Origin of the sequence: Rhodococcus sp. 21391 (assembly GCF_016772255.1) — a bacterium.
Lineage (GTDB): Bacteria > Actinomycetota > Actinomycetes > Mycobacteriales > Mycobacteriaceae > Rhodococcus_F > Rhodococcus_F opacus.
This window is the reverse complement of the sequence record NZ_CP063781.1, coordinates 1,514,340-1,535,722: the sequence shown is the minus strand read 5'-3', so window position 1 is coordinate 1,535,722 and position 21,383 is coordinate 1,514,340. Positions and strand designations below refer to the sequence as shown.

Sequence of the window (21,383 nt, the reverse complement as noted above, 5' to 3'; positions counted from 1 at the left end):
ACGAATCAGCACGTCGAGACCGTGTGGTCTCCAATGATGCCAGCCACTGGAGACCGGTTCCAACCAAGCGCCGAGCCGCTCAATAACGTTCGAATATCAATCGTGACCAGCGGCGCTCTCGTTACGCGCCACCGTGCGGACCGGGTCGCCATGGGCAGTCGCCACCAGGCGATTTGCATTCCCGAGAAGCGACCCGCTAATGTTCTGTCTCGCAAGAGCGAGCGCCTATAGCTCAGTTGGTAGAGCAAGTGACTCTTAATCACTGGGTCCGGGGTTCGAGTCCCTGTGGGCGCACTTGCACGAAGGCCCCCATCCTCTCACGAGGATGGGGGCCTTTCTCGTGTCACCATCTCAACGCACCGCTCGGGCGGTCAGATGACGAACGGGCCGCCGGAACGTGAAGTCACTGCGAACTTCACATCCGACGGCCCGTTGTCGACGAGGGTCGTTCAGCGCAACGCTTTGCGGAGCACCAGGAGCCCTGCCACCGCACCCACGGCGATCAGTCCGTACTTGACCGCCGGCTCGTTCAGCTTCGCGATCATCGTGCGCTTCGTGTTCTCCACGAGACGCTTCGGGTTGGTGCGGACCGTCAATTCGTCGAGAGTGCTCGCGAGCTGATTGCGCGCGTTCTCGATCTCACGCTCGATGCTCTCGGTGTCCCTGGGCACGTGTCCTCCAACTTGTTCGACTGGTTCGATCAGCGAGAGCGACGCTACCGCGACGATCCCACACTTGCGTCAACCGTAGACGAGAACTCCCGACCTGCGACTCCGTCTCCCCCGATCGCGCTTCGGGCCACGTCCACCCCTTCCCGGTAGCCTGACTTCTCGTGACCGACAACAACAGACTCGCCCCCGGAGACACCGCACCCGCCTTCACGCTGCCCGACGCCGACGGCAACGACGTGTCGCTCGCCGACTACCGCGGCCGCAAGGTCGTCGTGTACTTCTACCCGGCGGCGAGCACGCCGGGCTGCACCAAACAGGCCTGCGACTTCCGCGACAACCTCGCCGACCTGAACGGCGCCGGCCTGGACGTGATCGGCATCTCCCCGGACAAGCCGGCGAAGCTGGCCAAGTTCCGCGACAACGAGGAATTGACGTTCCCCCTCCTGTCCGATCCCGACAAGGCCACACTCGAGGCGTGGGGCGCATTCGGCGAGAAGAAGATGTACGGCAAGACGGTGCAGGGTGTCATCCGCTCCACGTTCCTCGTCGACGAGGACGGGAAGATCGAAGTGGCCCAGTACAACGTCCGCGCCACCGGCCATGTCGCGAAACTGCGCCGGGACCTGTCCGTCTGATCCACGCGACGGGCGGCTGCATCGTCAGCCGCCCGCGACCCATCCGACACGGTCCGTGGCCTGCTGTCGGGCACACACGCCGACGCCACGGCACTGCCCGCGGCGTTGTGGTGGGTCGGAATCTCAGCGAGCGGCCACTTGTGGCCGATCACATCGGTCACGCCCGAAACGGCGCGACGAGTCTCCTCGCCCAGGTGAAACCCGACGCGTCACCGGGAGGGATCTTCGGAATCCGGACGAAAGACGGATAGCCTGGGGCGGTGGAGTCTTCAGTCAGCAAGCAAGCGCCGCGCCGAGTGGACCCGGCGTTGGAGCTGCAGTCGGACCCGCAGGAACTCCTGCCCCGCAGACGGCCGACCCAGGAACGTAGTCGCCGGAAGTTCGACGCGCTGCTCACGGCATCGCGGGAGTTGCTGGTGGACGTGGGATTCGAATCGTTCACGTGCGAGGAGGTCGCCGCACGCGCGGACGTCCCGATCGGCACCCTCTACCAGTTCTTCGCGAACAAGTACGTGATCGTCTGCGAACTCAACCGGCAGGACCTCGTCGGAGTCCAGCACGAGATCGCCCAGTTCAACGGTGAGGTCCCGTCCCTCGACTGGCTGCGGTTCCTCAATTCCTTCGTCGACCACATGGCGGGCCTGTGGACGTCCGACCCGTCGAGGCGCGAGGTGTGGCTGGCGATGCAGTCGACGCCGTCGACGCGCGCCACCGGCGCCATCCACGAGAAGGCGTTCGCGGAGCAGGTGTCACGGATGCTCGCGCCGCTCACCCCGCAGACATCGCGGGAGCGGCGCACGATGATGGCCGAGGTGCTCGTCCACGTCGTGTACTCGATGCTCAACTTCTCCGTGCAGGACAATCAGAGCCACGCCGACGCCGTCGCCGAACTCAAACGGCTGATGGTGGCATACCTGTTGGTCGCGGAGAAGGAATCGCGCTCCACCTAGGCGCTACGCGCCTGTGCGCCCTTCCGGTTGCCGGAGCTACCAGAAAGGCGCACGGGCGCCGAAGGCGCCTACAGCGACTCGATGACGGCGAACGCGCCCGCCATGTCTCCGTCGTGTGTGAGGGAGATGTGAATCTTCACGTCGGTCAGATGCTTGGCGACGTCTCCGCGTAAGCGGATACTCGGTCGCCCCCACGCATCCGTCACCACCTCGATCAGGTGGTGGATCATCTCGGGCAGCACCGGCGGGCTGGCGAAGAGAGACGTGGACCAGGCCTTGATCACTGCCTCCTTCGCAGCCCACCGGGCGGCGAAATGTCTAGCCGGATCGGAGCTCCGGGTCACGGCGTCCCGACGCTCGCCCGGTGTGAAGTTGTCGAGCATGGCCGTCCCTGGCCGGTCCAGCTGCTCGGCGAACTCCGACACCGTCACGAGATCGAAGCCGATCCCCAGAACTCCCATCCGTCGTTCCTACTTGCAGCCGGGCAGACCCGAGCTGTACACGTCGTCCGCTCCGAGGCGCGCGGCCTCGGTGAGCAGGACGTCCGCCTCGAGCTGACGGGACGCTGCGGCCGGGACGCTGTCGCCGCCGAAGCGACGATCCGCCGGACGCTCGTACAGGCTGCCGCCGCCGACCATGGCCTTCGCCAGGCGACGCTGACCCTCGACGGTGCGCTTGCGTGCCTGCTCGAGGTACGCCTCACGCCTGTCGGCCGGGATGGCCTCGACGAACGCCTGCGAGTGCACGACCGCGACCATGCCGGACACGTGCCCGAAGCCGAGGCTGGTCAGCAGACCGGCCTTCAGCGCGAACTGCTCGCCGAAGCGGAGCGGCTCCCGAGCCCACACGAGGTGTTCGAACTCGGCCATCTTCTCGTCGACGCAGTCGAGGCTGCGGTTCGGCGGAACGATGCCCTGGTCGAGCACCTGGCAGAGACCGATCAGCTGGAACGCGGCGGCACCACCCTTGGCGTGTCCGGTGAGGCTCTTCTGCGAGACCACGAACAGCGGTGCACCTTCGCTGCGGCCGAGTGCCCCGGCGAGGCGCTCGTGCAGCTCCGCCTCGTTGGGATCGTTGGCCGCGGTGGACGTGTCGTGCTTGGAGATCACCGAGATGTCGTCGGCACTGACACCGAGCTTGCCGAGGGACTGGGCGAGCTGCGAATCCGCTCCCCCACGACCCGCACCGAGCGCACCGATTCCGGGAGCCGGGATCGACGTGTGCACACCGTCCGCGAACGAGCCGGCGTAGGCGACCACACCGAGGACGGGCAGGCCCATCTCGAGTGCCAGGTCACCGCGGGCCAGCAGGATCGTGCCACCACCCTGCGACTCGACGAACCCGCCGCGACGACGGTCGTTGGCCCGGGAGAATCGACGGTCGTCGATGCCCTTGGCCCGCATGTCGTCGGTCTTGGCCGTGGCGGACATGTCACCGAATCCGATGATGCCCTCCGCGCTGAGGTCGTCGAACCCGCCGGCGACCACGAGCTGGGCCTTGCCGAGCTTGATCTTGTCGACGCCCTCTTCGACGGACACCGCGGCCGTTGCGCACGCCGCAACCGGGTGGACCATGGCGCCGTAACCGCCGACGTAGGACTGGACCACGTGCGCCGCAATCACATTCGGCAGGGCTTCCTGCAGGATGTCGTTCGGCCGGTTCTCGCCGAGCAGCGTGTCGATGTACAGCGACCTCATGGAGGTCATGCCGCCCATGCCGGTGCCCTGGGTGTTGGCGACCAGCGAGGGGTGCACCCACCGCAGCAGTTCGCTGGGCGTGAACCCACCGGTGAGGAACGCGTCCACCGTGGCGACGATGTTCCACAGGCCCACGCGGTCGACGGAGTCGGCCATGTCGGCGGGGATGCCCCACTTGGTGACGTCAAATCCGGTCGGGATCTGACCACCCACGCTGCGCGTGAGCTTCATCTTGCGGGGGACGCGGATCTCGGTGCCCGCACGGCGGGTGACCTGCCAGTCACCGCTATCCGGAACCGGCGTCGCGACCGTGTTCTCCGGGTCGGCCTCGACGAAGGCCAGTGCCTCCGCCTCGGTGCTGACGACGAAGCTCAGGTCCTTGTCGAGGAAGACCGACGTGAGGAGCGGTGCGGTGTTCTCGACCATGGCGCCGTCGTCCGCGTAGCGGCGGATGCCGCAGCGCTCGACGACTGCGTCGTGGTACTTGTCCGCGATCTCGGCCTCCGGAACCAGTTCCCCGGTCTCGGCGTCGTACCAGCCTGCGGACGGCGTGGTCTCCCACACGACGAGTCCGGTGTTCCAGGCGAGTTCGAGAACGCCTGCCGCCGAAAGCTCTTCGTCGACCTCCATCTCGAAGCGGGTACGCGAGGAACCGAACGGTCCGAGCTCACCGGCGCCGACGATGACGACGAGGTCCTCCGGAGCCGCGGTGACGCCGGACCAGGCCGGTGCCACCGACGCGGAGACCCGCGGCGGGGCGGGCAGGGCCGCGATGGTGTCGAGCTCGGCGGCATCCGCGTCGGCCTCGGCGGCTGCGGTCGCAGCTTCCTGAGCCTGCTTCGCCAGCGCGGGCAGGTCCAGGTTCGCCTGGGCGAGCCCACCGGTCAGATCGGCCGCGAGCGGCTCAAAGGAGGCGAGGCGACGTGCCTCGGGCTCGCACCACTGCAGCAGCTCGGTGGCCATTTCCTGGGTGGACCAGGTACGGACTCCGGCACCTTCGACGGCCTCGACCAGCGGGTCGTTGCCGCCCATGAGGCCGGTTCCGCGGACCCAGCCGATGAGAGCGTGCACCAGGGTGACGCGCTCGGCCCAGTTGCGCTCGGCCTTCCAGCGGCCGACCACTGCGTCCAGCGCGGCCTTGGCCTCGCCGTACGCACCGTCGCCACCGAACAGGCCGCGGTTCGGGGAACCGGGCAGGACCACGTGCAGGTGGGTGTCGACGTCACGGTCGTAACCGATCTTCGACAGTCCGCCGATCAGGCGCTCCACCGACCAGAGCAGAACGCGCATCTCCATTTCGGCGCGGGCGCCGGCGTCGGCGAGGTCGCCTGCCACGCGGGGCGCGGCGAACGGGAACAGCAGCGTCGGGGTGACCGCTTCCTTGACGAGCTTCTTCGATCCACCGGCCGTCTCGTACTGGGCTTCACCGATCCACTCGATGAGCGCGTCGATGTCCGTGTAGGACGCCATGTTCGCGGGGACCACCCACAGGGCGGCACCGGCGCGAGCAGTGCGGCGGTAGAGGTCGCGGTAGAAGCCGAGACGCTTGTCGTCGAGACGCGAGGTGGTCACGAAGACCGTCGCGCCGCCGGCGAGGAGCTTGCCTGCGACCGAGGCCGCGATGGAGCCCTTGCTGGCACCGGTGACGACGGCGACCTGGTCTGCCCATTCCGGGGTCTCGTCGGTGACGACGACTGCCGCCTCCGCGATGCGTCCGTACTTCTCGGCCAGGGCCGTGCGACCCTCGTCGGTTGCGCGGGCCTGCCACCATGCGGCCTGCGCCGCAACGGACTTGCCTGCACCGGCGAAGCCTTCGATCTCGAGAGACTCCACGCCTGCCGCGTCGATCCACAGACGAGCGAGGTCCTCACGTGCGCTGGCCCAACGGTCGTCGAGCAGGACCGCCCGCTTGGCGTCGAACGCCGGAGCGACCAGGCGCGGCCAGTCGGAGCCGAGTTCCGCCGACACGAGGTCGACGAGTTCGGTGTCGGTCGGCTGCGCTGCCGTCGCCGTGTCGCCTGCGAAACCGAGCTGCTCGAGCACGAGGCGGGCGGCCGAGGCCAGCACGCCGTCGCGGCCCGTGATGTGCTCGGTGAACTCGCCCAGTGCCGCGGCGTCGACGGTGCCACCGGCTCCGCCACCCGAGGACGGGAGGGAGACGCTGATCCCGCGGCGCGAGGCCACTGCGGCCACTGCGCTGTCGATGACGGCGTCCACTGCGGCGCCGTCGGCGAGACCGCCGCCGGCCAGGCCGCCGAGGTCACCACCACGGATGCTGGAACCGTCGCGGGTTCCGAGCGCCACCTCGGCGGTGACGTGGTACGCCCAGCCGTCGCCGAGTTCCCAGACCTTCTTCACACGGTCTGCGATGGCCGCCGGACGACGACCCGAGGGGCCGAAGACCTTGCGGAGGTGATCGTTGATCGAGTCGGACAGCACCGGGCCGAACGGCTTGTACGTGCGGGCCAGGGAGTCGACCGTGCCGGCGAGCGAGCCCATGTCGGCGTCAGCGGCACCGTCGATCGCGCCGAGCGAGAGCTCGGAGCCGAGGTCGACGAGCAGCTGGTTACGCCGCGAGGACACGCCGTCGCACAGCGCCTCGATCGTGTCGACGGGGCCGACCTGATCGGGACGGAGCTTGGTCCACAGGCTGATCAGGACCTTCGTGGCGTCGGCGGCCTTGAACGCGATGTCGTCGGGACGCGGTCCACCGGACGGTGCCGCGGCCGGGACCGGAGCCGCGGCGGGTGCGGCCGATGCGGCGGGCGCCTCGGCTGCGGGTGCTGCGGGCTCGTCGTCCTCGACCGGCGCCGGATCGACGTCGGTGGAGTACACGATGGACGCTTCACGCTCGATGTTGAGGACCTCGACCGGGTAGCCGAAGCGGCCCGGCAGCTTCAGGGTCTGCGACGCGAGGTTCGCGACGGTCGGGACCGAGCCCAGACCGATCTCCACGAACCGCTCGACACCCAGTCCACCCTCGGACTCGTCGGCGAACAGCAGATCCTGAGTCTCGATCCAGCGCACCGGGCTGGCGAACTGCCAGGCCAGGAGCTCGGTGAGGACCACGCGGGTGAGCTGAACCGGCTTCTTCGACCAGGAGTCGAAGTCCTTCAGCACCTTGTCGAGGGGCTTCGACGGCACCAGGTCGGCGATCTCCTGCACGAACTCCTTCTTCAGGGAGAACGGCTTGGGGACCAGGTTCGGGATGTAGCGCCCGATCAGGATGGCCGGGTCGATGTCCTGCGGAAGCAGTTCCTCGAGACGTCCGCGGAAGTCGTCGACACCGCCGCGGAGCACCGTCGAGTGGAACGGAACGTCGATGCCCGGGACCATGATGTACGCGCGCTTGCCACCGAAAGCCTCACGGCGGATGTCGATTTCGACCTCCAGCGCGTTGAGTCCGGCGACCGTACCGGCGATGGCGTACTGCGAGCCACGCAGGTTCAGGTTCACGATCTGCAGGAACTCACCGGTCGCCTCGGCGACACCGGCGACGAACGCCTCGACGTCGTCGTCGGCCAGACCGATCTGCGACGGGCGGATGGCAGCCATCCGGTAGTCGGAGCGGCCGGCCTCGTCGCGGGGTACGAGTGCGTGCATCGCGGAGCCACGCTGGAAGACCACCTCGAGAACGGCTTCGAGAGGCAGCACACCGGCGACGGCGGCGAGGGCGTTGTACTCACCGACCGAGTGGCCTGCGAGCAGGGCACCCTCGACGAAGGCACCGGATTCGCGGAGCTCGGCAACCTGAGCCACACCGAGCGTCGCCATCGCGACCTGGGTGAACTGGGTCAGGTGCAGGACGCCGTCCGGGTGCTTGTGCTCGACACCGCGGGCCTTGACGACCGTCGGGTTGTCGCGGACCACGGCGAGGATCGAGAAGCCGAGGGCCTTGCGGGTGTGCTTGTCGGCGCGGTCCCAGATCTCACGGGCGGCCTTGGAGCGGGCGCGGGCGTCGAGGCCCATGCCGGGACGCTGGATGCCCTGTCCGGGGAACGCGTAGACGGTCTTCGGGGCGGCGGTGCGACCCGTTGCGACCATCACCAGTTCACCGTCGATGCGGCAACCGACCTCGACGATCTCGGCGCCACGGTCCACCGCGATGCGGTCGACGCGGACGTCGATCTCGGCGCCCGGGCGAACCATGCCCAGGAAGCGTGCGGTCCAGGCGGTGAGGCGACGCGGCGGCGTCTTGGTCTCGGCCGGATCCACGGCGGTGACGACCTGCTGAGCGGCGGCGGAGAGCCACATGCCGTGCACGATCGGGCTGCCGAGGCCGGCGAGCAGTGCCGCGTTGTCGGAGGTGTGGATCGGGTTGTGGTCGCCCGACACCTGGGCGAAGGAGCCCATGTTGCGGGGAGCGACGATCGTGGTGTCGCGGCGACGACGACGCGGGGTGTCGACGGCCTCGTCACTCAGCGAGCCACCGGCGCGGGCCGGGTCGGTCAGTTCGCCCTTGCCGGTGCGGCCGCGGATCGCGAAGCGCTCCGACAGGGTGACGACGGCAGGCGCGTCCAGGCCCTCGCCGAGCATGGCGCCGACCTCGACCTTGACCTCGACGACGCGGCCCAGGTCGGTGTCGAGAACCGAGGCGACCTCGGCCTTGACGACGAGAATGCTGGTCTCCGAAGGCAGTTCGCCGACGAAATCGACGCTGTGGTCCAGGTGGACCAGGTCGAGCATGCCCTCGATGACGGACAGCGAGTCCTCGGTCTTGGCAGCACCGAGCACGGCGAACACGGCCGGCCAGCAAGCACCGACGACCACGTCCGGGACGGCCTTGCCGCTGACGCTCAGCGTCGTGGGCAGACCCGAGCCGGTGACACCGGCATGGTCGGCGACCAGGTCGGGCGTCCAGGCGAGGTTGAGGCGTGCGACACCGTTCTTGACGGCGGGCAGTTCCTGACCGGCCGCGACCGCGAGGAGTGCGGTCATCGACTTCTCGGCGTCGGCCTCGGTGACCACGGGAGCGCCACCGTCCGCGACGGACGCGGGAACGGTGATGGTGATCTGGACGGACTTGGCTGCCACCAGCGGGACGGTGAGGAGCACCTGCTGGTCGTCGATGACGGACAGCTCGGCACCGGTGGTCTCGTGCACCGCGAGGGTGTCGGACTCGATCGACCACTTGTCGAGGTCACCGAGCCGGCGAACCGGGTTCAGCGTCAGGCGCGAGGCCCACTGGATGTCGGGAGCCGACAACACGGTGTCGAGGAGGCCGCGGGCGATGTCCGCGTGACGGCGTGCGGGCAGCGACAGCGGCGCGACACCGGCGGTAACCAGCTCGTCGTACGTGGCCTTCTCGAAGCGGTCCAGCAGCTCGCCGACAGGCTCGTCGACGCGCGTGATGCCGGCGACGGCGACGGTACCGGGGATGACGCAGACCTGGTCGGCCGTGTAGCGAGGATCGTGTGCCTGCCACAGCGAGTCGGAACGCCACCAGCGGCGGACGTCACCGTCGACGACGGGCACGAAGTTGACCGGCTTGCCGGGGGTCTTGCACAGCGAGACGAAGAAGGAGACGTCCGCGGGGTGCAGAACCGTGGTGGCGTAGTCGGGGTACTGCGCCTGCAGGGCGCAGACGGCCGCCTCGGGACGCTCGAGAATCGCGTCGTCGGCGAACAGGGTGGGGATGGGGCCACGGTCGACCGGGTGCAGACGCGACTCGGTGCGCTGCAGCATCTCACCGAAGCGCGCACGCCAGGTGATGTCGAGCCACGGGCTCGAGGTGGCCTCGGTGATGGCGTCCTGGAGGTCGGTGCCGCAGTCGAATGCCTTCGCCGCGTCGATGCCGACGGCCAGCTCGAGGTAGCGGCGCAGCCACTGCTCGTACGTCATGGTCGCGACGTCGCCGAAGTACGGCTTCGCCGTGATGTTCAGTGCCTCGATGATCTCGTCGCGACGCTCGGCGACGGCGTCGGCGTCACCGGCGACCTCGTCGAGCAGACGGCCGGTGCGGGACGCTGCGTTGTCGATCTCGTGGATGTCGGCGCCGAGCTGGCTGCGGCCGGAGGCCATGCCGCCCTCGGCGGTACCTGCTCCGACCCAGTCCGGAGTACCGGGGGTGTCGACGAGGAGCTGCTTCACCTCGGCAGAGGTGGTCGCCTCGAGGGTGGCCATGGCGGCGGTGCCGACCAGGATGCCGTCCAGCGGCATGGCCGGGAAGCCGTGTGCAACGGACCAGCGGCCGGTCAGGTAGTCGGCAGCCCGCTCGGGCGTGCCGATGCCGCCACCGACGCACAGGACCAGGTTCGGCCGGGTGCGCAGCTCGGCGTAGGTGTCGAGGAGCAGGTCGTCCAGGTCTTCCCACGAGTGGTGACCACCGGCGCGGCCGCCCTCGATGTGGGCGATGACGGGGAACGAGGGAACCTCGTTGGCGATGCGGATGACCGAACGGATCTGCGCGACCGTGCCCGGCTTGAACGCGACGTAGCTGAAGCCGGCGTCGGTGAGGTCGCCGATGATCGAGACGGCGTCCTCGAGTTCGGGGATACCGGCGGTGACGACGACACCGTCGAACGGGGCACCCGCGGCACGGGCCTTCGGCACGAGGCGCTTGCCACCGACGTGGAGCTTCCACAGGTAGGGGTCGAGGAACATCGAGTTGAACTGCACGGCGCGGCCCGGCTCGAGCAGCCCGGTGAGCTTCTCGACGTTGTCGGCGAAGATCTGCTCGGTGACCTGGCCACCGCCGGCGAGCTCGGCCCAGTGGCCTGCGTTGGCTGCTGCGGCGACGATCGTCGGGTCGACCGTGGTCGGGGTCATGCCTGCGAGCAGGATCGGCGAACGACCGGTCAGCTTCGTGAACGCGGTCTCCACGCCGATGCGGCCGCCCGGCAGCGACACCGGCTTCGGGAGGAACTCGGTCCACGCGGCGGGAACCTCAGGGGTTGCGCCCGGGGTGAGGAGGTTGCGGTGACCGCCACGGGTCGCGGCGGCAACGATGCCGACGCCCTGGCCGCGGACACTGGCCGACGTCATGCGGGTGAGGAGGTCACCGGGTCCGAGGTCGAGGATCCACGCGGCACCGGCTTCGAGGGTGCTGTCGACGGCGGCGACCCAGTCGACGGGATCGACGAGGCAGGCGCTCGTGAGAGCGCGGGCCTTCTCCTCGTCGAGACCGCAGCGCACGGCCCACTGGCCGACGATGTCGATCGTCTCCGCGAGTGCGGGGTGGTGGAAGCCGATCTCGACCGCGAGGGACTCGAAGACGGGCGCGAAGATGGAGCCGCCACGCTTCTTGGCGTCGCGCTCACGGGCCTCGTCGGCCTCGATCTGCTCGCACCGCTGCTGGACGCGTGCCAGCTGGGCAGGCGGGCCGGACAGTACGACGCGGCGACGAGCGTTGCGGATGCCGAGGACGGCTGCACGCTCGGGCTCGAGGCCCTCCGCGAGCTCCTCGACGATCTGACGGAGTCGTTCCGGGTCGACGTTGGAGACAGCGAGCATCGGGGTGGAGTCGGCGGCGGCGATCACTCCGCGACGACGGCCGACGAGGCCGGCAGCCGCACCGATGAGCTGAGCGAGGGCGAGGAGTTCGCCGTCCTTCTGACCCGAGGAGGCAACGGCCTCCGCGGCGAGGAGTCCCTGGGAGTGGCCGATCACCGACACGGGAGCCGTAACCGCGGGATCGAGGCCCTGAGCTGCCAGCGCACGCAGCGCTGCGATCTGGGTGAGGAAGACGCCGGGGAGAGACACCGCCGCCGAGGTGAGCGCTGCCGCGGAGGGACCGGCCGCCTGGGCGCCGTCCTCTTCGTCGGCGAGTTCCTGCTCGAGGATCCAGGCGATGGGGTCGAATCCGACCGGGCGCACGACGAGGAGTTCCTGCGCCACGGGGGCCAGGTAGTCGGCCGCGTCGTTGACGATCGTGGTGAGTGCCGGCTCGAGTCCGTTGTCGCGGCTCAGTTCCTCCAGCGAGCTCAGCCAGGGCGCGCCCTGACCACCGAAGGCGAGCGCGTACGGCTCACCTCCGAGCAGACGATCCACGAGGGTGCCCTTGCTCGACGACCGAGTGTCGTCCCGGTCTACGCCGATGCGCCGCGAACCCTTCGAGTTTTTTCCGTTTCCTGCGGGTGTCGTGTCGTCAATCGTCACGCGTATGTCCTCTCCTGGTCCCCTCTGGGGGGAGGTGGGGATAGTGTCTGCCGCCCTCGGCATCGTGTGCCAGCTGTATCGGCTCTGATCAGCTCTTCGGGCTGTTCAAGGTTGACACAGAATCATGAGGATTTCCTCACGTTCACGAGCCGTCGGGGTGTCACAGCCGCGCATCGGAGAAATATCGCGTGATGTCCCTCACAGATCTCCCGCGAAGTGACCGGTGAGTAGATCGCGTCCGTGCTGGAGGAGGGCAGTGCGAGGACGTCCAAGAACCTGAGGAAAGCCTCACATTAATCGTTATCAATCTGTTACCACCTTGACGAAGTCCCAGGTTCATGCAGGTCTGCACCCTCGAATCCGGGTCCGCGACCAGCGAAAGCGAACCTGTCGGTCCCTCGCACTAATGTTCGAGTCCAGGAACAGCCGACAGCCATTCTCCGGGGGGAAGAAATGAGCACGGCCCACGTCCGCGCCCTACTCGATCACGTCGCCGCCGAACTGCCACCAGAGTCGTGGCCGCACTGGACGGAGGGCTGGCCGCACGAGATCGAAGCCGGTCTGCTCGATGCCGCGTTCTCCGCCCGCGCCACGTACGGCACGCCCACCACGGGGGTCCGCGCCGTCGTCACCCGCTGGCGCGATCACCGGGCCGCCCTCTCGACGACCTCACGGCGCTCGCCGCGCACGCCGACGAACCCGAAGACCTCCTGGCCGTCCTGAACAACCGGCAGCGAGTACCGGGGAACTACACCACCAAGCCCGAGGCCGTCGCCTCGGCGGCACGCTCGCTCACCGAACTGGGCTGCACCACCTCGGCGGACCTCCGCGACGACGAGGCCCAGCGGAACGCCCTCGTCGGGGTGCCCGGGTTCGGTCCCGCCACCTGGGAGTGCCTCGCCACGCAACTCGGCATCCGCACCGCCGAATCTCACCGCGTGGTGTGCGAGTTCCTCGGCGAGGCGCTCCATCTCGAAGCACCCCCATCGACGGCAGACGCCGAACACCTCGTCGCCGCAGCAGCAGCACGGCTCGAGATCACACCTACCGCCTTCACCCACGCCGTCTGGCGATACCAGCGCGCGCAGCGGCGGGCATCGGGTGCCAGATGAAGTACACGCGGGAAGTACTCGAGCAGGCGGTCGCAGAATCGACGAGCTACGCCGGCGTCATGCGCTACCTCGGACTGAAGCCCGCGGGTGGGACACACGCGCACCTGAGTCGGCAGATCAAGAAGTTCGGGATCGATACGACGCACTTCACGGGGAGTGCACACACCAAGGGCAAGCGGGCTCGCAATCGCATGTCGTGGGAGGAGATTCTGGTGAAACGACCACCAGGTAGCGCACGCGTGAAACCACATCTGTTGCGCCGTGCCCTGATCGAGGCCGGAGTCGAATACAAATGCGTTCTCTGCGGCCTCGGTGACGACTGGTGCGGACTCCCACTGATCCTGCACGTGGACCACATACGGGGTGACCCGTCGGACTCCCGCTTGGAGCAAGTTCGATTCCTGTGCCCCAACTGCCACAGCCAGACTGCGACGTGGGCCGGGCGAAGGAGCGGGAACGGAGGCGACCACACCGGCTGACGCGTGTGCGCCAGAGTGTCGCTCACATGGCGTAGTCTGTGCTTCGCGCGCGAGTGGCGGAAGGGTAGACGCGTCAGGTTTAGGTCCTGGTGTCTGAAAGGACGTGGGGGTTCGAATCCCCCCTCGCGCACTTCTCGGGTTCTTTGCCAATTTTCCGGCGGCCCTGTTTCGCTTAGATTTACGGCTTGTCGGGCGCTGCGGCGGCTGTGACCGCCGCCATAGCGGCAACCTCTCCTAGCAGCGCATTCAGCGATTCAGGTACCGTCGTTACGTGTCCGGTAACCGTAAGCAACACCGCCCCGCGCTGATCCTGTTGGTGGTCGTCGGGGCTGTCGGGTGCCTCGCACTCGGCTGGTGGCAGTGGACACGTTTCGAAGCGGTGGGCGGGACCGGCCAGAATCTCGGATACGCGTTCCAGTGGCCACTGTTCGCGGCGTTCCTCGTCTACGCCTATCGGCGATTCGTGCAGCTCGAGGATGCCGAACCAGCTGACACCACCGACGTCCGGGATGCTCCCACCGAACTGCGGGAGATCCCGGCCGACGTCTTGCCCCCTCGCCCCTCGGTGGCCGAGGACGACGATCCGGACGACCTCGAGAGCCGGCAGATTTCGCAGTACAACCAGTACCTCGCCGAGCTGTCTGCTCGCGAGACCGATAGGAGCACCACGTGAGCACGGGCCAAGACGAAACGACTGCCGGTTCGGTTACAGACACCGCGAAGCAGAAGAAGATCGCCCCCGCGCTCCTGCGCTACCGCGTCCTCGCCTACGCCACCGGTGTGTGGCTGCTGGTCCTCACCGCAGAGATGGTGGCCAAGTACATCTTCAAGGTCGACAACCTGCCCAGCTGGATCGCCGTGGTGCACGGCTGGGTGTACTTCGTCTACCTGCTGGTGACGCTCGACCTGGCGGTCAAGGTGCGCTGGCCCGCGGGCCGGACGGTCGGGACGCTCCTCGCGGGCACCATTCCGTTCCTGTCGTTCTACGTAGAGCACCAGCGGACCAAGCAGGTCCGCCGCGACTTCGGTCTCTGATCGAACCGGTCGGCTCCTTCACATGATGACCGGCTGCCCGGTGATCATCGCGATCACGTAGGTCAGCCAGCCGAGCGGTGTCTGCGGCACCATCATCGGCGACATGCGAAAACCTCCTCCCGTGAAGCGTAGCGAGGGTCAGTGCCCGGTGAGCGCCGCCAGGGCGGGGACGAGTTGAACGAGCGCCCGCCCTCGGTGCGAGGACGCGTCCTTCTCCTCGGGTGACAGCTGGGCGGCCGAGCGGGTGTCTCCGTCGGGCACGAAGACCGGGTCGTAGCCGAATCCGCCGTCGCCGACCGGCTCGCGGGCGATGCTTCCCCGCCATTCGCCGCGGACCACCGATTCCTCGCCGCCGGGCACCACGAGCGCGCACGCCGAGACGAACGCCGCTCCCCGGCGGTCGTCGGGCACGTCACCGAGCTGAGCCAGGACCAGGGCGGTGTTCGCGGGATCGTTCCCGTGCGAGCCCGACCACCGGGCGGACAGGACTCCGGGCATGCCGTTCAGCGCATCGACTTCGATTCCGGAATCGTCTGCGACACAGGCCATTCCGGTTGCGGCGGCACCGTCGCGCGCTTTCGCCAAGGCGTTCTCCTCGAACGTCGCACCCGTTTCGGGGGCCTCGGGGTACTCGGGTACGGCATCGAGCCCGACCAGTTCGATCCCGTCGACACCGGCCGCCGCGAGCACCCGATGCAGTTCCCGGAGTTTCTTCGCGTTGCGGCTGGCCACCAGCACCCGTGTGGTTGGCACCGAGCTAGCCCCCGAACTTCTTCTTCGACGTCTCCGGGACCTTCGGCTCCGGAAGCGCACCGGGGTAGGGCAGTTCGAGCGCGGCCTTCTGGATCTCGAACAGCTGCTCGCACCCTGCGAGTGCGGAATCCAGCAGTTTGTCGAGCGTGCTCCGCGGGAACGTCGCGCCTTCGCCGGTGCCCTGGATCTCGACGAGGGTGCCCGTGTCGGTGGCCACCACGTTCATGTCGACCTCGGCGCGCGAGTCCTCCTCGTACGGCAGGTCGAGGCGCACACGGCCGTCGACGACCCCCACACTCACCGCGGCGATGCCACAGGAGATCGGCTGGGGGTCGGCGAGACGGCCGGCGGCGCGGAGGTAGGTCACCGCGTCGACGAGGGCCACATAGGCGCCGGTGATGGCTGCGGTGCGGGTTCCGCCGTCGGCCTGCAGCACGTCGCAGTCGAGGGCGATGGTGTTCTCACCGATGGCGGCGAGGTCGATGCAGGCGCGGAGGGAGCGTCCGACCAGCCTGCTGATCTCCTGGGTTCGTCCACCGACCTTGCCCTTGACGGACTCTCGGCCACTGCGGGTGTGGGTGGCGGCGGGCAGCATGGCGTATTCGGCCGTCAGCCAGCCGAGTCCGGAGCCCTGACGCCAACGGGGAACACCGTCCTCGACGCTGGCCGTGCACATCACCCTGGTGTTTCCGAATTCCACCAGCACCGATCCCGCGGGATGAGTGGTGAAGCCCCGGGTGATCTTGACCTCGCGGAGTTCGTCGTCCGCCCTACCGTCTTCTCGTGTGGTCACGGCAGAGAGCCTAGTCGCCCCCGTGCGGGGCGCGGGCACACGGCTTCAGACGGTGTAGACGCCGCCCGCGGACACCGCGTGCACGGGGCCGGAGAATTCGGCCTTGGCCTCGGCGATGACGTCTTCGCGGGACGTCCACGGCGGTATATGGGTGAGCAGCAGTTCGGCGACACCGGCGCGGTGTGCGACCTGACCGGCCTCGGTCCCCGACAGGTGGATCCCTTCGGGCCGGTCCGGGCTGTGCGTCCACGACGCCTCGGCGAGCAGTACGTCGGCCCCGCGGGCGAGGTCGATCACTTCTTCGCACATGCCGGTGTCGCCGGTGTAGACGAGGGTGCGCCCGGCGCCGTTGGTCACACGGAACCCGTACGCCTCGGGCGGGTGGTTTACCCGGCGCGCGGTGATGGTGAGGTCGCCGAACGTGACCGGTTCGCCGTCGGTCCAATGGTGCAGGTCGATCGTGTCGGAGATGTCGTCGATGTCGCCGCCGCACTCCGCGGACGCGACGCCGATCCGGCGGGCGGTGTCGGACGGGCCGTAGACGAGTGCGCGCCCCTTCGGCGGGAGCGGATGATAGCGACGCCAGACGAGCAGTCCGGGGAGGTCCAGGCAGTGGTCCGCGTGCAGGTGACTGAGGAGGACGGAGACCTCGCCGGGATCGGCGAACCGCTGGAGCGCACCGAGGACACCGGGTCCGAAGTCGAGTACCAGCGGCGGTGTGTCCGGCGCTGTCAACAGATAACCCGATGCAGGTGAGTCTGGTCCGGAGACGCTCCCTGAACACCCCAGGACGGTAATGCGCATACCCGCCATGCTGCCACGACGACCCGTTTCGGAAAAAGCTTCCGACCGAATTGGCGCGTCGACCTCACAACCGATGGGGAACTGTGACCTGATCGCACGCGTCGGGGGCTTGCGCCGACCGGGTCGGGGCGATCACCCGAACGATTGTGGCCCCACTGCTTTCCGGGCCCGCTGTTTCCTGGCGTCCGCGGAGAGCAGCCAGGCGGCGACGACACCGCCGACGGCACCGAACAGATGTCCCTGCCAGGACACACCGGGAGCGCTGGGCAGCACACCCCACAGCAGGCTGCCGTAGACGACGAACACCACCACACCGACGAGGATCTGACCGAGGCTGCGGGCGAAGATTCCCCGGACCAGCAGGTAGGCGAGCCAGCCGAAGATCAGGACGGAGGCGCCGATGTGGTTGGAATAGGATCCGCCGGTCAACCAGGTGCCCAGACCTCCGACCACCCAGACGATCCCGGTGGCGGCGAGGCCGCGGGCGATGCCCGACAGCAGCACGAGGAACCCGAGGACCAGCAGCGGGACGGTGTTCGCGAACAGGTGCGCCCAGTCGTCGTGCAGGACCGGGGCGAACAGAATCCCCCAGAGCCCGTCGATGGAGCGCGGCCCGACGCCGTTCTCTTCGAGTCGCTCGTCGGACGCCACGTCGACGATCTCGATGACGTACAGCAGCATCGTGAAGGTGCCGATGAGGATTGCGGACTGCAGCCACAGCGGCTTCGACTTCGACGCGGGCGCCGGCTTCGCGCCACCCCTGGGCACCGGCGAGTCGAATCGCGAGGAGTCGAACGACGAAGTCACGATCCACACACCCCTGTCGTCATGCCCACAACTGCCCTTCCAGTGCTTCTTCTGCTTCCTCGACCGTACCGCCGTATGCGCCGGTCGACAGATATTTCCATCCGCCGTCGGCGACGATGAACGCGATGTTCGCCGCGCGTTCGGCCTTGACGGCCTTGCGCGCCACCCCCAGCGCGGCGTGGAGGATCGCGCCGGTCGAGATGCCCGCGAAGATGCCTTCGTTGTCGATCAGTTGCCGGGTGCGGCGGACGGCGTCGGCGGGGCCGACGGAGAACCGTGAGGTGAGGACGGATTCGTCGTACAACTCGGGGACGAAGCCCTCGTCGATGTTGCGGAGGCCGTAGACGAGTTCGCCGTAGCGGGGCTCGGCCGCCACAATCTCGATGCCGTCGACGTGTTCGCGGAGGTAGCGTCCCACACCCATCAGGGTGCCGGTGGTGCCGAGGCCCGCGACGAAGTGGGTGATCTCGGGAAGGTCGCGCAGGATCTCGGGGCCGGTGGTCTCGTAGTGCGCCAGCGCATTCGCGGGATTGCCGTACTGGTACAGCATCACCCAGTCGGGGTGCTCCGCGGACATCTCCTTGGCCACGGCCACAGCCTGATTCGAGCCACCGCGCGCGGGCGAGTCGATGATCTGTGCACCGAACATCGTGAGCAGTTGCCTGCGTTCCACGGACGTGTTCTCGGGCATCACGCAGATCAGGTGGTAGCCCTTGAGTTTCGCGGCCATCGCGAGCGAGATCCCGGTGTTCCCGCTGGTCGGTTCGAGGATCGTGGCGCCGGGTGTCAGGGTGCCGTCGTTCTCGGCCTGCTCGATCATGCGGAGGGCGGGCCGGTCCTTCACCGAACCGGTGGGGTTGCGGTCTTCGAGCTTCGCCCACAGCCGGACCGGCGCAGCGCCGTTCCAGCTCGGCGACAGGCGGGGCAGCCCGACGAGGGGTGTGTCGCCCAGGGTGTCGATCAGCGAACCGAACCGCGCCACGGCCGCGATCAGCCTCCGGCGACGGCGGGCAGGATCGTCACGGAGTCCCCGTCGGTCACCTCGGTGTCGAGTCCGCCGGAGAATCGGACGTCCTCGTCGTTGACGTACACGTTGACGAAGCGGTGCAGACGACCGTCGTTGATCAGGCGGTCCTTGATGCCGCCGTAGTTGCCGTCGAGATCGTCGATGACGTCGGAGAGTGTGGGACCTGTTGCCTCCACCCGCTTTTCACCGCCGGTGTGGGTACGCAGGATGGTGGGGATCGAAACTGTGACAGCCATGGTCGGCTCCTCGGGATGTGGGTGTCTTTGCATGCCGCGGGCCCGTCGCGAGGGACGGCACCGTCACTTGTCGGGGATGTCTGCCACGGACGTGTGGGCGAACTTGTAGCTCTGGACCACGTCGACGGGTTCCTCGGTGACGACACCGTCGACGATGCGGTAGCTGCGCAGTTCGTGGGCGTCGGGGTCGCGGGTGGAGATCAGCACGTAGTGAGCGTCCGGTTCGGATGCGAAGGAGATGTCGGTCCGGCTGGGGTACGCCTCGGTGGCGGTGTGCGAGTGGTAGATCACGACGGGCACCTCGTCGGCGTCGTCCATTGCCCGCCACACCTTCAGTTGCTCACCCGAGTCGAAGCGGTAGAACGTGGGCGAACGCTCGGCGTTGATCATCGGGATGTGCCGTTCGGGGCGGTCGGAGCCTTCCGGCCCGGCGACGACCCCGCACGCCTCGTCGGGGTGGTCGGCGCGCGCATGCGCCACCATCGCCTCGACGAAGTCCGATCGAATCACCAGCACGTCATCCACCTCCGTGAGCGCCATCCTAGGTGCGCACCGGCGAGTCGGCCACCGACCGGCCGGTACCTCAGGAACGGGTACCTCAGGTACGCGAACCTCAGGAACGCAGTGCAGAGGGGAACAGTTCGCGGTAGGTGGGAATTCCCGCGACAGGGGTGGCGCTGAGGACGGCGTCGACGATGGCCTTCTCCACCACTTCGGCGGCCGCGGTGCAGACGGCGTCGACGACGGGCAGATCGGGCGGGAACGCGTCGGGCACTCCCGGCGGGTGGTGAACCGGGTGGATACCGGTGGAGAGCGCGAAGATCGTGTCGCCGTCGAGCGGCGAATGCGCCGGCCGGATCGCGCGGGCCAACCCGTCGTGGCCGGCGACGGCGACGCGGCGTAACGCCGCCTTCCCCAGGACGGCGTCGGTCGCGACGACCCCGATGGTCGTGTTGAGGACCGTGCTCTTGGCGATCAGTTCGCGCGCCGCCGACACCTCGGCGGCGACGGGGGGCCTGAGCCCGAAAGCGGCTGCACCCACGGTGGCGACACCCCACGGCAGTCCGGTCGCCGGGTCGAACACGGTTCCGACGGGGTTGGCCACCATCAGCGCGGACACCGTGATGCCCTTCGCGGGACCGTCCGTGACGACGACACTCGCCGTTCCGAGCCCCCCTTTGAGCGCGCCCGCCCGCGCCCCGACTCCGGCGCCCACCGAACCGGAGAGCACGGCGTGCGACGCGGACTCTGCTGCCCGGTAACCGAATTCGGCGGTAGGACGCGTGCGCCAGTCACCGACCGGTAGGTCGAAGATCACGGCGGCGGGGACGATCGGAACCACCTGATCGGGCTCCCCCATGGCGATTCCGTGACCGTGCTCCTCGAGCCACCGCATGACGCCGTCCGCGGCGGCGAGTCCATAGGCGCTGCCGCCGGTCAGGACGATCGCGTGCACCTTCCGGACGCTGTGGCTGGGGTCGAGAAGGTCGGTTTCCCGGGTGCCCGGTCCCCCGCCACGGACGTCGACCGCTCCGGTCGCGCCGTGCGGCGCGAGGACCACGGTGCACCCGGTGGCGGCACCGCTTCCGAGCGTGGCGTCCGCGGCGAGTTCGTGGTGGTGCCCGACGCTCAGGCCCACCACATCGACGAGCGAATCGGTGCGGCCCGGCGTCGTGGCCGTCACGGCGCGAGTGCCTGAACGAGCGAGTCCTGCATCCAGGTCAGCCAGTGGTAGATGTCGAGGTGCGGTGCGCGGGGATCGGCGGGATCGAGTTCGTCGGGTGTGTCGGCGTCAATGCCCAGGTTGGTGCCCAGCGCCAGCCGGACGTCGTTGAGACCGCTGAGCCAGGCGTCGGCCTGCTCCGGCGTGAGCAGCACCTTGCCGCCGTTCTCGGGCACCGTGTGGAGAATGACCGAGCCCGCCGCCAGTTTGGCGTCGATGATCTCCGGTTCGTGGAGTCCGCGCAGCGCACCGTTGATGTCGGCCTTCGATTCGGCGCGGATCTCGTCGTCGTCCGGCGCGTCCATGCCGGGACGGTGGAAGTCGGGCAGCAGCCGCGCGAGGACCTCCTCGTCGGGTGCCGCCGTGTTGCCGGTCCGCATCCCGGTGAGCGCCGCGAGTTCGTCCTCCGGGGCGGACGCGGCCCGCTCCTCGAGGAGACCGAGGACGGAGGCGACCAGCGATCGCAGCACCGTGGCCTCGTGCGCGTCCATCTCCGAACGCAGCTTCACACCGCCGAGCGAGTTCTTCCTGCTCCACATCCGCACGTCGTGTACCGAGTTCCTT

General features: G+C 68.4%; 18 protein-coding genes and 2 tRNA genes. 8 read left to right on the top strand and 12 right to left on the bottom strand.

Annotated elements, in window-relative coordinates; translation table 11 throughout:
* The first annotated feature begins 221 nt into the window (after window positions 1-221).
* Window positions 222-294, top strand: a tRNA-Lys gene (locus tag GO592_RS07215).
* A 155-nt stretch (window positions 295-449) separates the two neighbouring features.
* On the opposite strand, the gene GO592_RS07210 is transcribed toward GO592_RS07215, so the two are convergent.
* Window positions 450-671 carry a DUF3618 domain-containing protein gene (locus GO592_RS07210; RefSeq protein WP_005261991.1) on the bottom strand — a complete coding sequence of 74 codons (222 nt, stop codon included), beginning with the start codon at window positions 669-671 and terminating at the stop codon, window positions 450-452.
* A 161-nt stretch (window positions 672-832) separates the two neighbouring features.
* On the opposite strand from GO592_RS07210, the gene bcp reads away from it, so the two are divergent.
* On the top strand, window positions 833-1,306 hold the full coding sequence (bcp, locus tag GO592_RS07205) for a thioredoxin-dependent thiol peroxidase (RefSeq protein WP_007296587.1): 474 nt from the start codon (window positions 833-835) through the stop codon (window positions 1,304-1,306).
* Window positions 1,307-1,566: 260 nt separating this feature from the next.
* Window positions 1,567-2,256 (top strand): TetR family transcriptional regulator, encoded by a 690-nt coding sequence (locus tag GO592_RS07200; RefSeq protein ID WP_005248286.1) that lies wholly within the window; start codon window positions 1,567-1,569, stop codon window positions 2,254-2,256.
* Window positions 2,257-2,324: 68 nt separating this feature from the next.
* Here GO592_RS07200 and acpS read toward each other — a convergent pair whose 3' ends face one another.
* Window positions 2,325-2,717: a holo-ACP synthase AcpS gene (acpS, locus tag GO592_RS07195; protein ID WP_005248288.1), complete on the bottom strand. Its 393-nt coding sequence runs from the start codon at window positions 2,715-2,717 to the stop codon at window positions 2,325-2,327.
* A 9-nt stretch (window positions 2,718-2,726) separates the two neighbouring features.
* Window positions 2,727-12,050, bottom strand: a complete 9,324-nt coding sequence (locus tag GO592_RS07190) for a type I polyketide synthase (RefSeq protein WP_007296586.1) — start codon at window positions 12,048-12,050, stop codon at window positions 2,727-2,729.
* A 515-nt stretch (window positions 12,051-12,565) separates the two neighbouring features.
* On the opposite strand from GO592_RS07190, the gene GO592_RS07185 reads away from it, so the two are divergent.
* The 5 genes from GO592_RS07185 (at window position 12,566) to GO592_RS07170 (ending at window position 14,676) form a co-directional block, all read left to right on the top strand.
* On the top strand, window positions 12,566-13,162 hold the full coding sequence (locus GO592_RS07185; RefSeq protein WP_237720378.1) for a hypothetical protein: 597 nt from the start codon (window positions 12,566-12,568) through the stop codon (window positions 13,160-13,162).
* Window positions 13,159-13,641 carry a hypothetical protein gene (locus tag GO592_RS44115; RefSeq protein WP_007296584.1) on the top strand — a complete coding sequence of 161 codons (483 nt, stop codon included), beginning with the start codon at window positions 13,159-13,161 and terminating at the stop codon, window positions 13,639-13,641. The genes GO592_RS07185 and GO592_RS44115 overlap by 4 nt, the downstream gene beginning before the upstream one ends.
* Before the next feature lie 47 nt (window positions 13,642-13,688).
* Window positions 13,689-13,771: transfer RNA gene (locus GO592_RS07180), tRNA-Leu, on the top strand.
* 141 nt (window positions 13,772-13,912) lie between these two features.
* A complete protein-coding gene (locus GO592_RS07175; protein WP_007296583.1) occupies window positions 13,913-14,314 on the top strand; it encodes a hypothetical protein in 402 nt (133 codons plus the stop codon).
* Window positions 14,311-14,676, top strand: coding sequence for a DUF3817 domain-containing protein (locus GO592_RS07170; RefSeq protein WP_007296582.1), 366 nt, complete (start codon window positions 14,311-14,313; stop codon window positions 14,674-14,676). The genes GO592_RS07175 and GO592_RS07170 overlap by 4 nt, the downstream gene beginning before the upstream one ends.
* Window positions 14,677-14,814: 138 nt before the next feature.
* Here the strand turns inward: GO592_RS07170 and rdgB are convergent, their stop codons facing one another.
* The 9 genes from rdgB to aosR all read right to left on the bottom strand — a co-directional run bounded on the left by rdgB (window position 14,815) and on the right by aosR (window position 21,364).
* A complete protein-coding gene (gene rdgB / locus GO592_RS07165) occupies window positions 14,815-15,429 on the bottom strand; it encodes an RdgB/HAM1 family non-canonical purine NTP pyrophosphatase (RefSeq protein ID WP_039950850.1) in 615 nt (204 codons plus the stop codon).
* Window positions 15,430-15,433: 4 nt separating this feature from the next.
* Complete coding sequence (rph, locus tag GO592_RS07160; protein WP_007296580.1) at window positions 15,434-16,222, bottom strand: ribonuclease PH; 789 nt, start codon at window positions 16,220-16,222, stop codon at window positions 15,434-15,436.
* 45 nt (window positions 16,223-16,267) lie between these two features.
* On the bottom strand, window positions 16,268-17,026 hold the full coding sequence (locus tag GO592_RS07155; protein WP_167332368.1) for a cyclic nucleotide-degrading phosphodiesterase: 759 nt from the start codon (window positions 17,024-17,026) through the stop codon (window positions 16,268-16,270).
* A 132-nt stretch (window positions 17,027-17,158) separates the two neighbouring features.
* Window positions 17,159-17,842 carry a rhomboid family intramembrane serine protease gene (locus tag GO592_RS07150; protein WP_007296578.1) on the bottom strand — a complete coding sequence of 228 codons (684 nt, stop codon included), beginning with the start codon at window positions 17,840-17,842 and terminating at the stop codon, window positions 17,159-17,161.
* Between the two features lie 10 nt (window positions 17,843-17,852).
* A complete protein-coding gene (locus GO592_RS07145) occupies window positions 17,853-18,815 on the bottom strand; it encodes a PLP-dependent cysteine synthase family protein (RefSeq protein ID WP_007296577.1) in 963 nt (320 codons plus the stop codon).
* Between the two features lie 8 nt (window positions 18,816-18,823).
* Complete coding sequence (locus GO592_RS07140) at window positions 18,824-19,096, bottom strand: MoaD family protein (RefSeq protein ID WP_005262004.1); 273 nt, start codon at window positions 19,094-19,096, stop codon at window positions 18,824-18,826.
* A 63-nt stretch (window positions 19,097-19,159) separates the two neighbouring features.
* Entirely contained in the window at window positions 19,160-19,636 is a 477-nt protein-coding gene (locus GO592_RS07135; protein ID WP_007296576.1) for a Mov34/MPN/PAD-1 family protein, read from the bottom strand.
* 73 nt (window positions 19,637-19,709) lie between these two features.
* Window positions 19,710-20,780 carry a P1 family peptidase gene (locus GO592_RS07130; protein ID WP_007296575.1) on the bottom strand — a complete coding sequence of 357 codons (1,071 nt, stop codon included), beginning with the start codon at window positions 20,778-20,780 and terminating at the stop codon, window positions 19,710-19,712.
* Entirely contained in the window at window positions 20,777-21,364 is a 588-nt protein-coding gene (gene aosR / locus GO592_RS07125) for an oxidative stress transcriptional regulator AosR (protein WP_039950846.1), read from the bottom strand. Before aosR ends, GO592_RS07130 begins: the two co-directional genes overlap by 4 nt.
* Window positions 21,365-21,383: the final 19 nt, after the last annotated feature.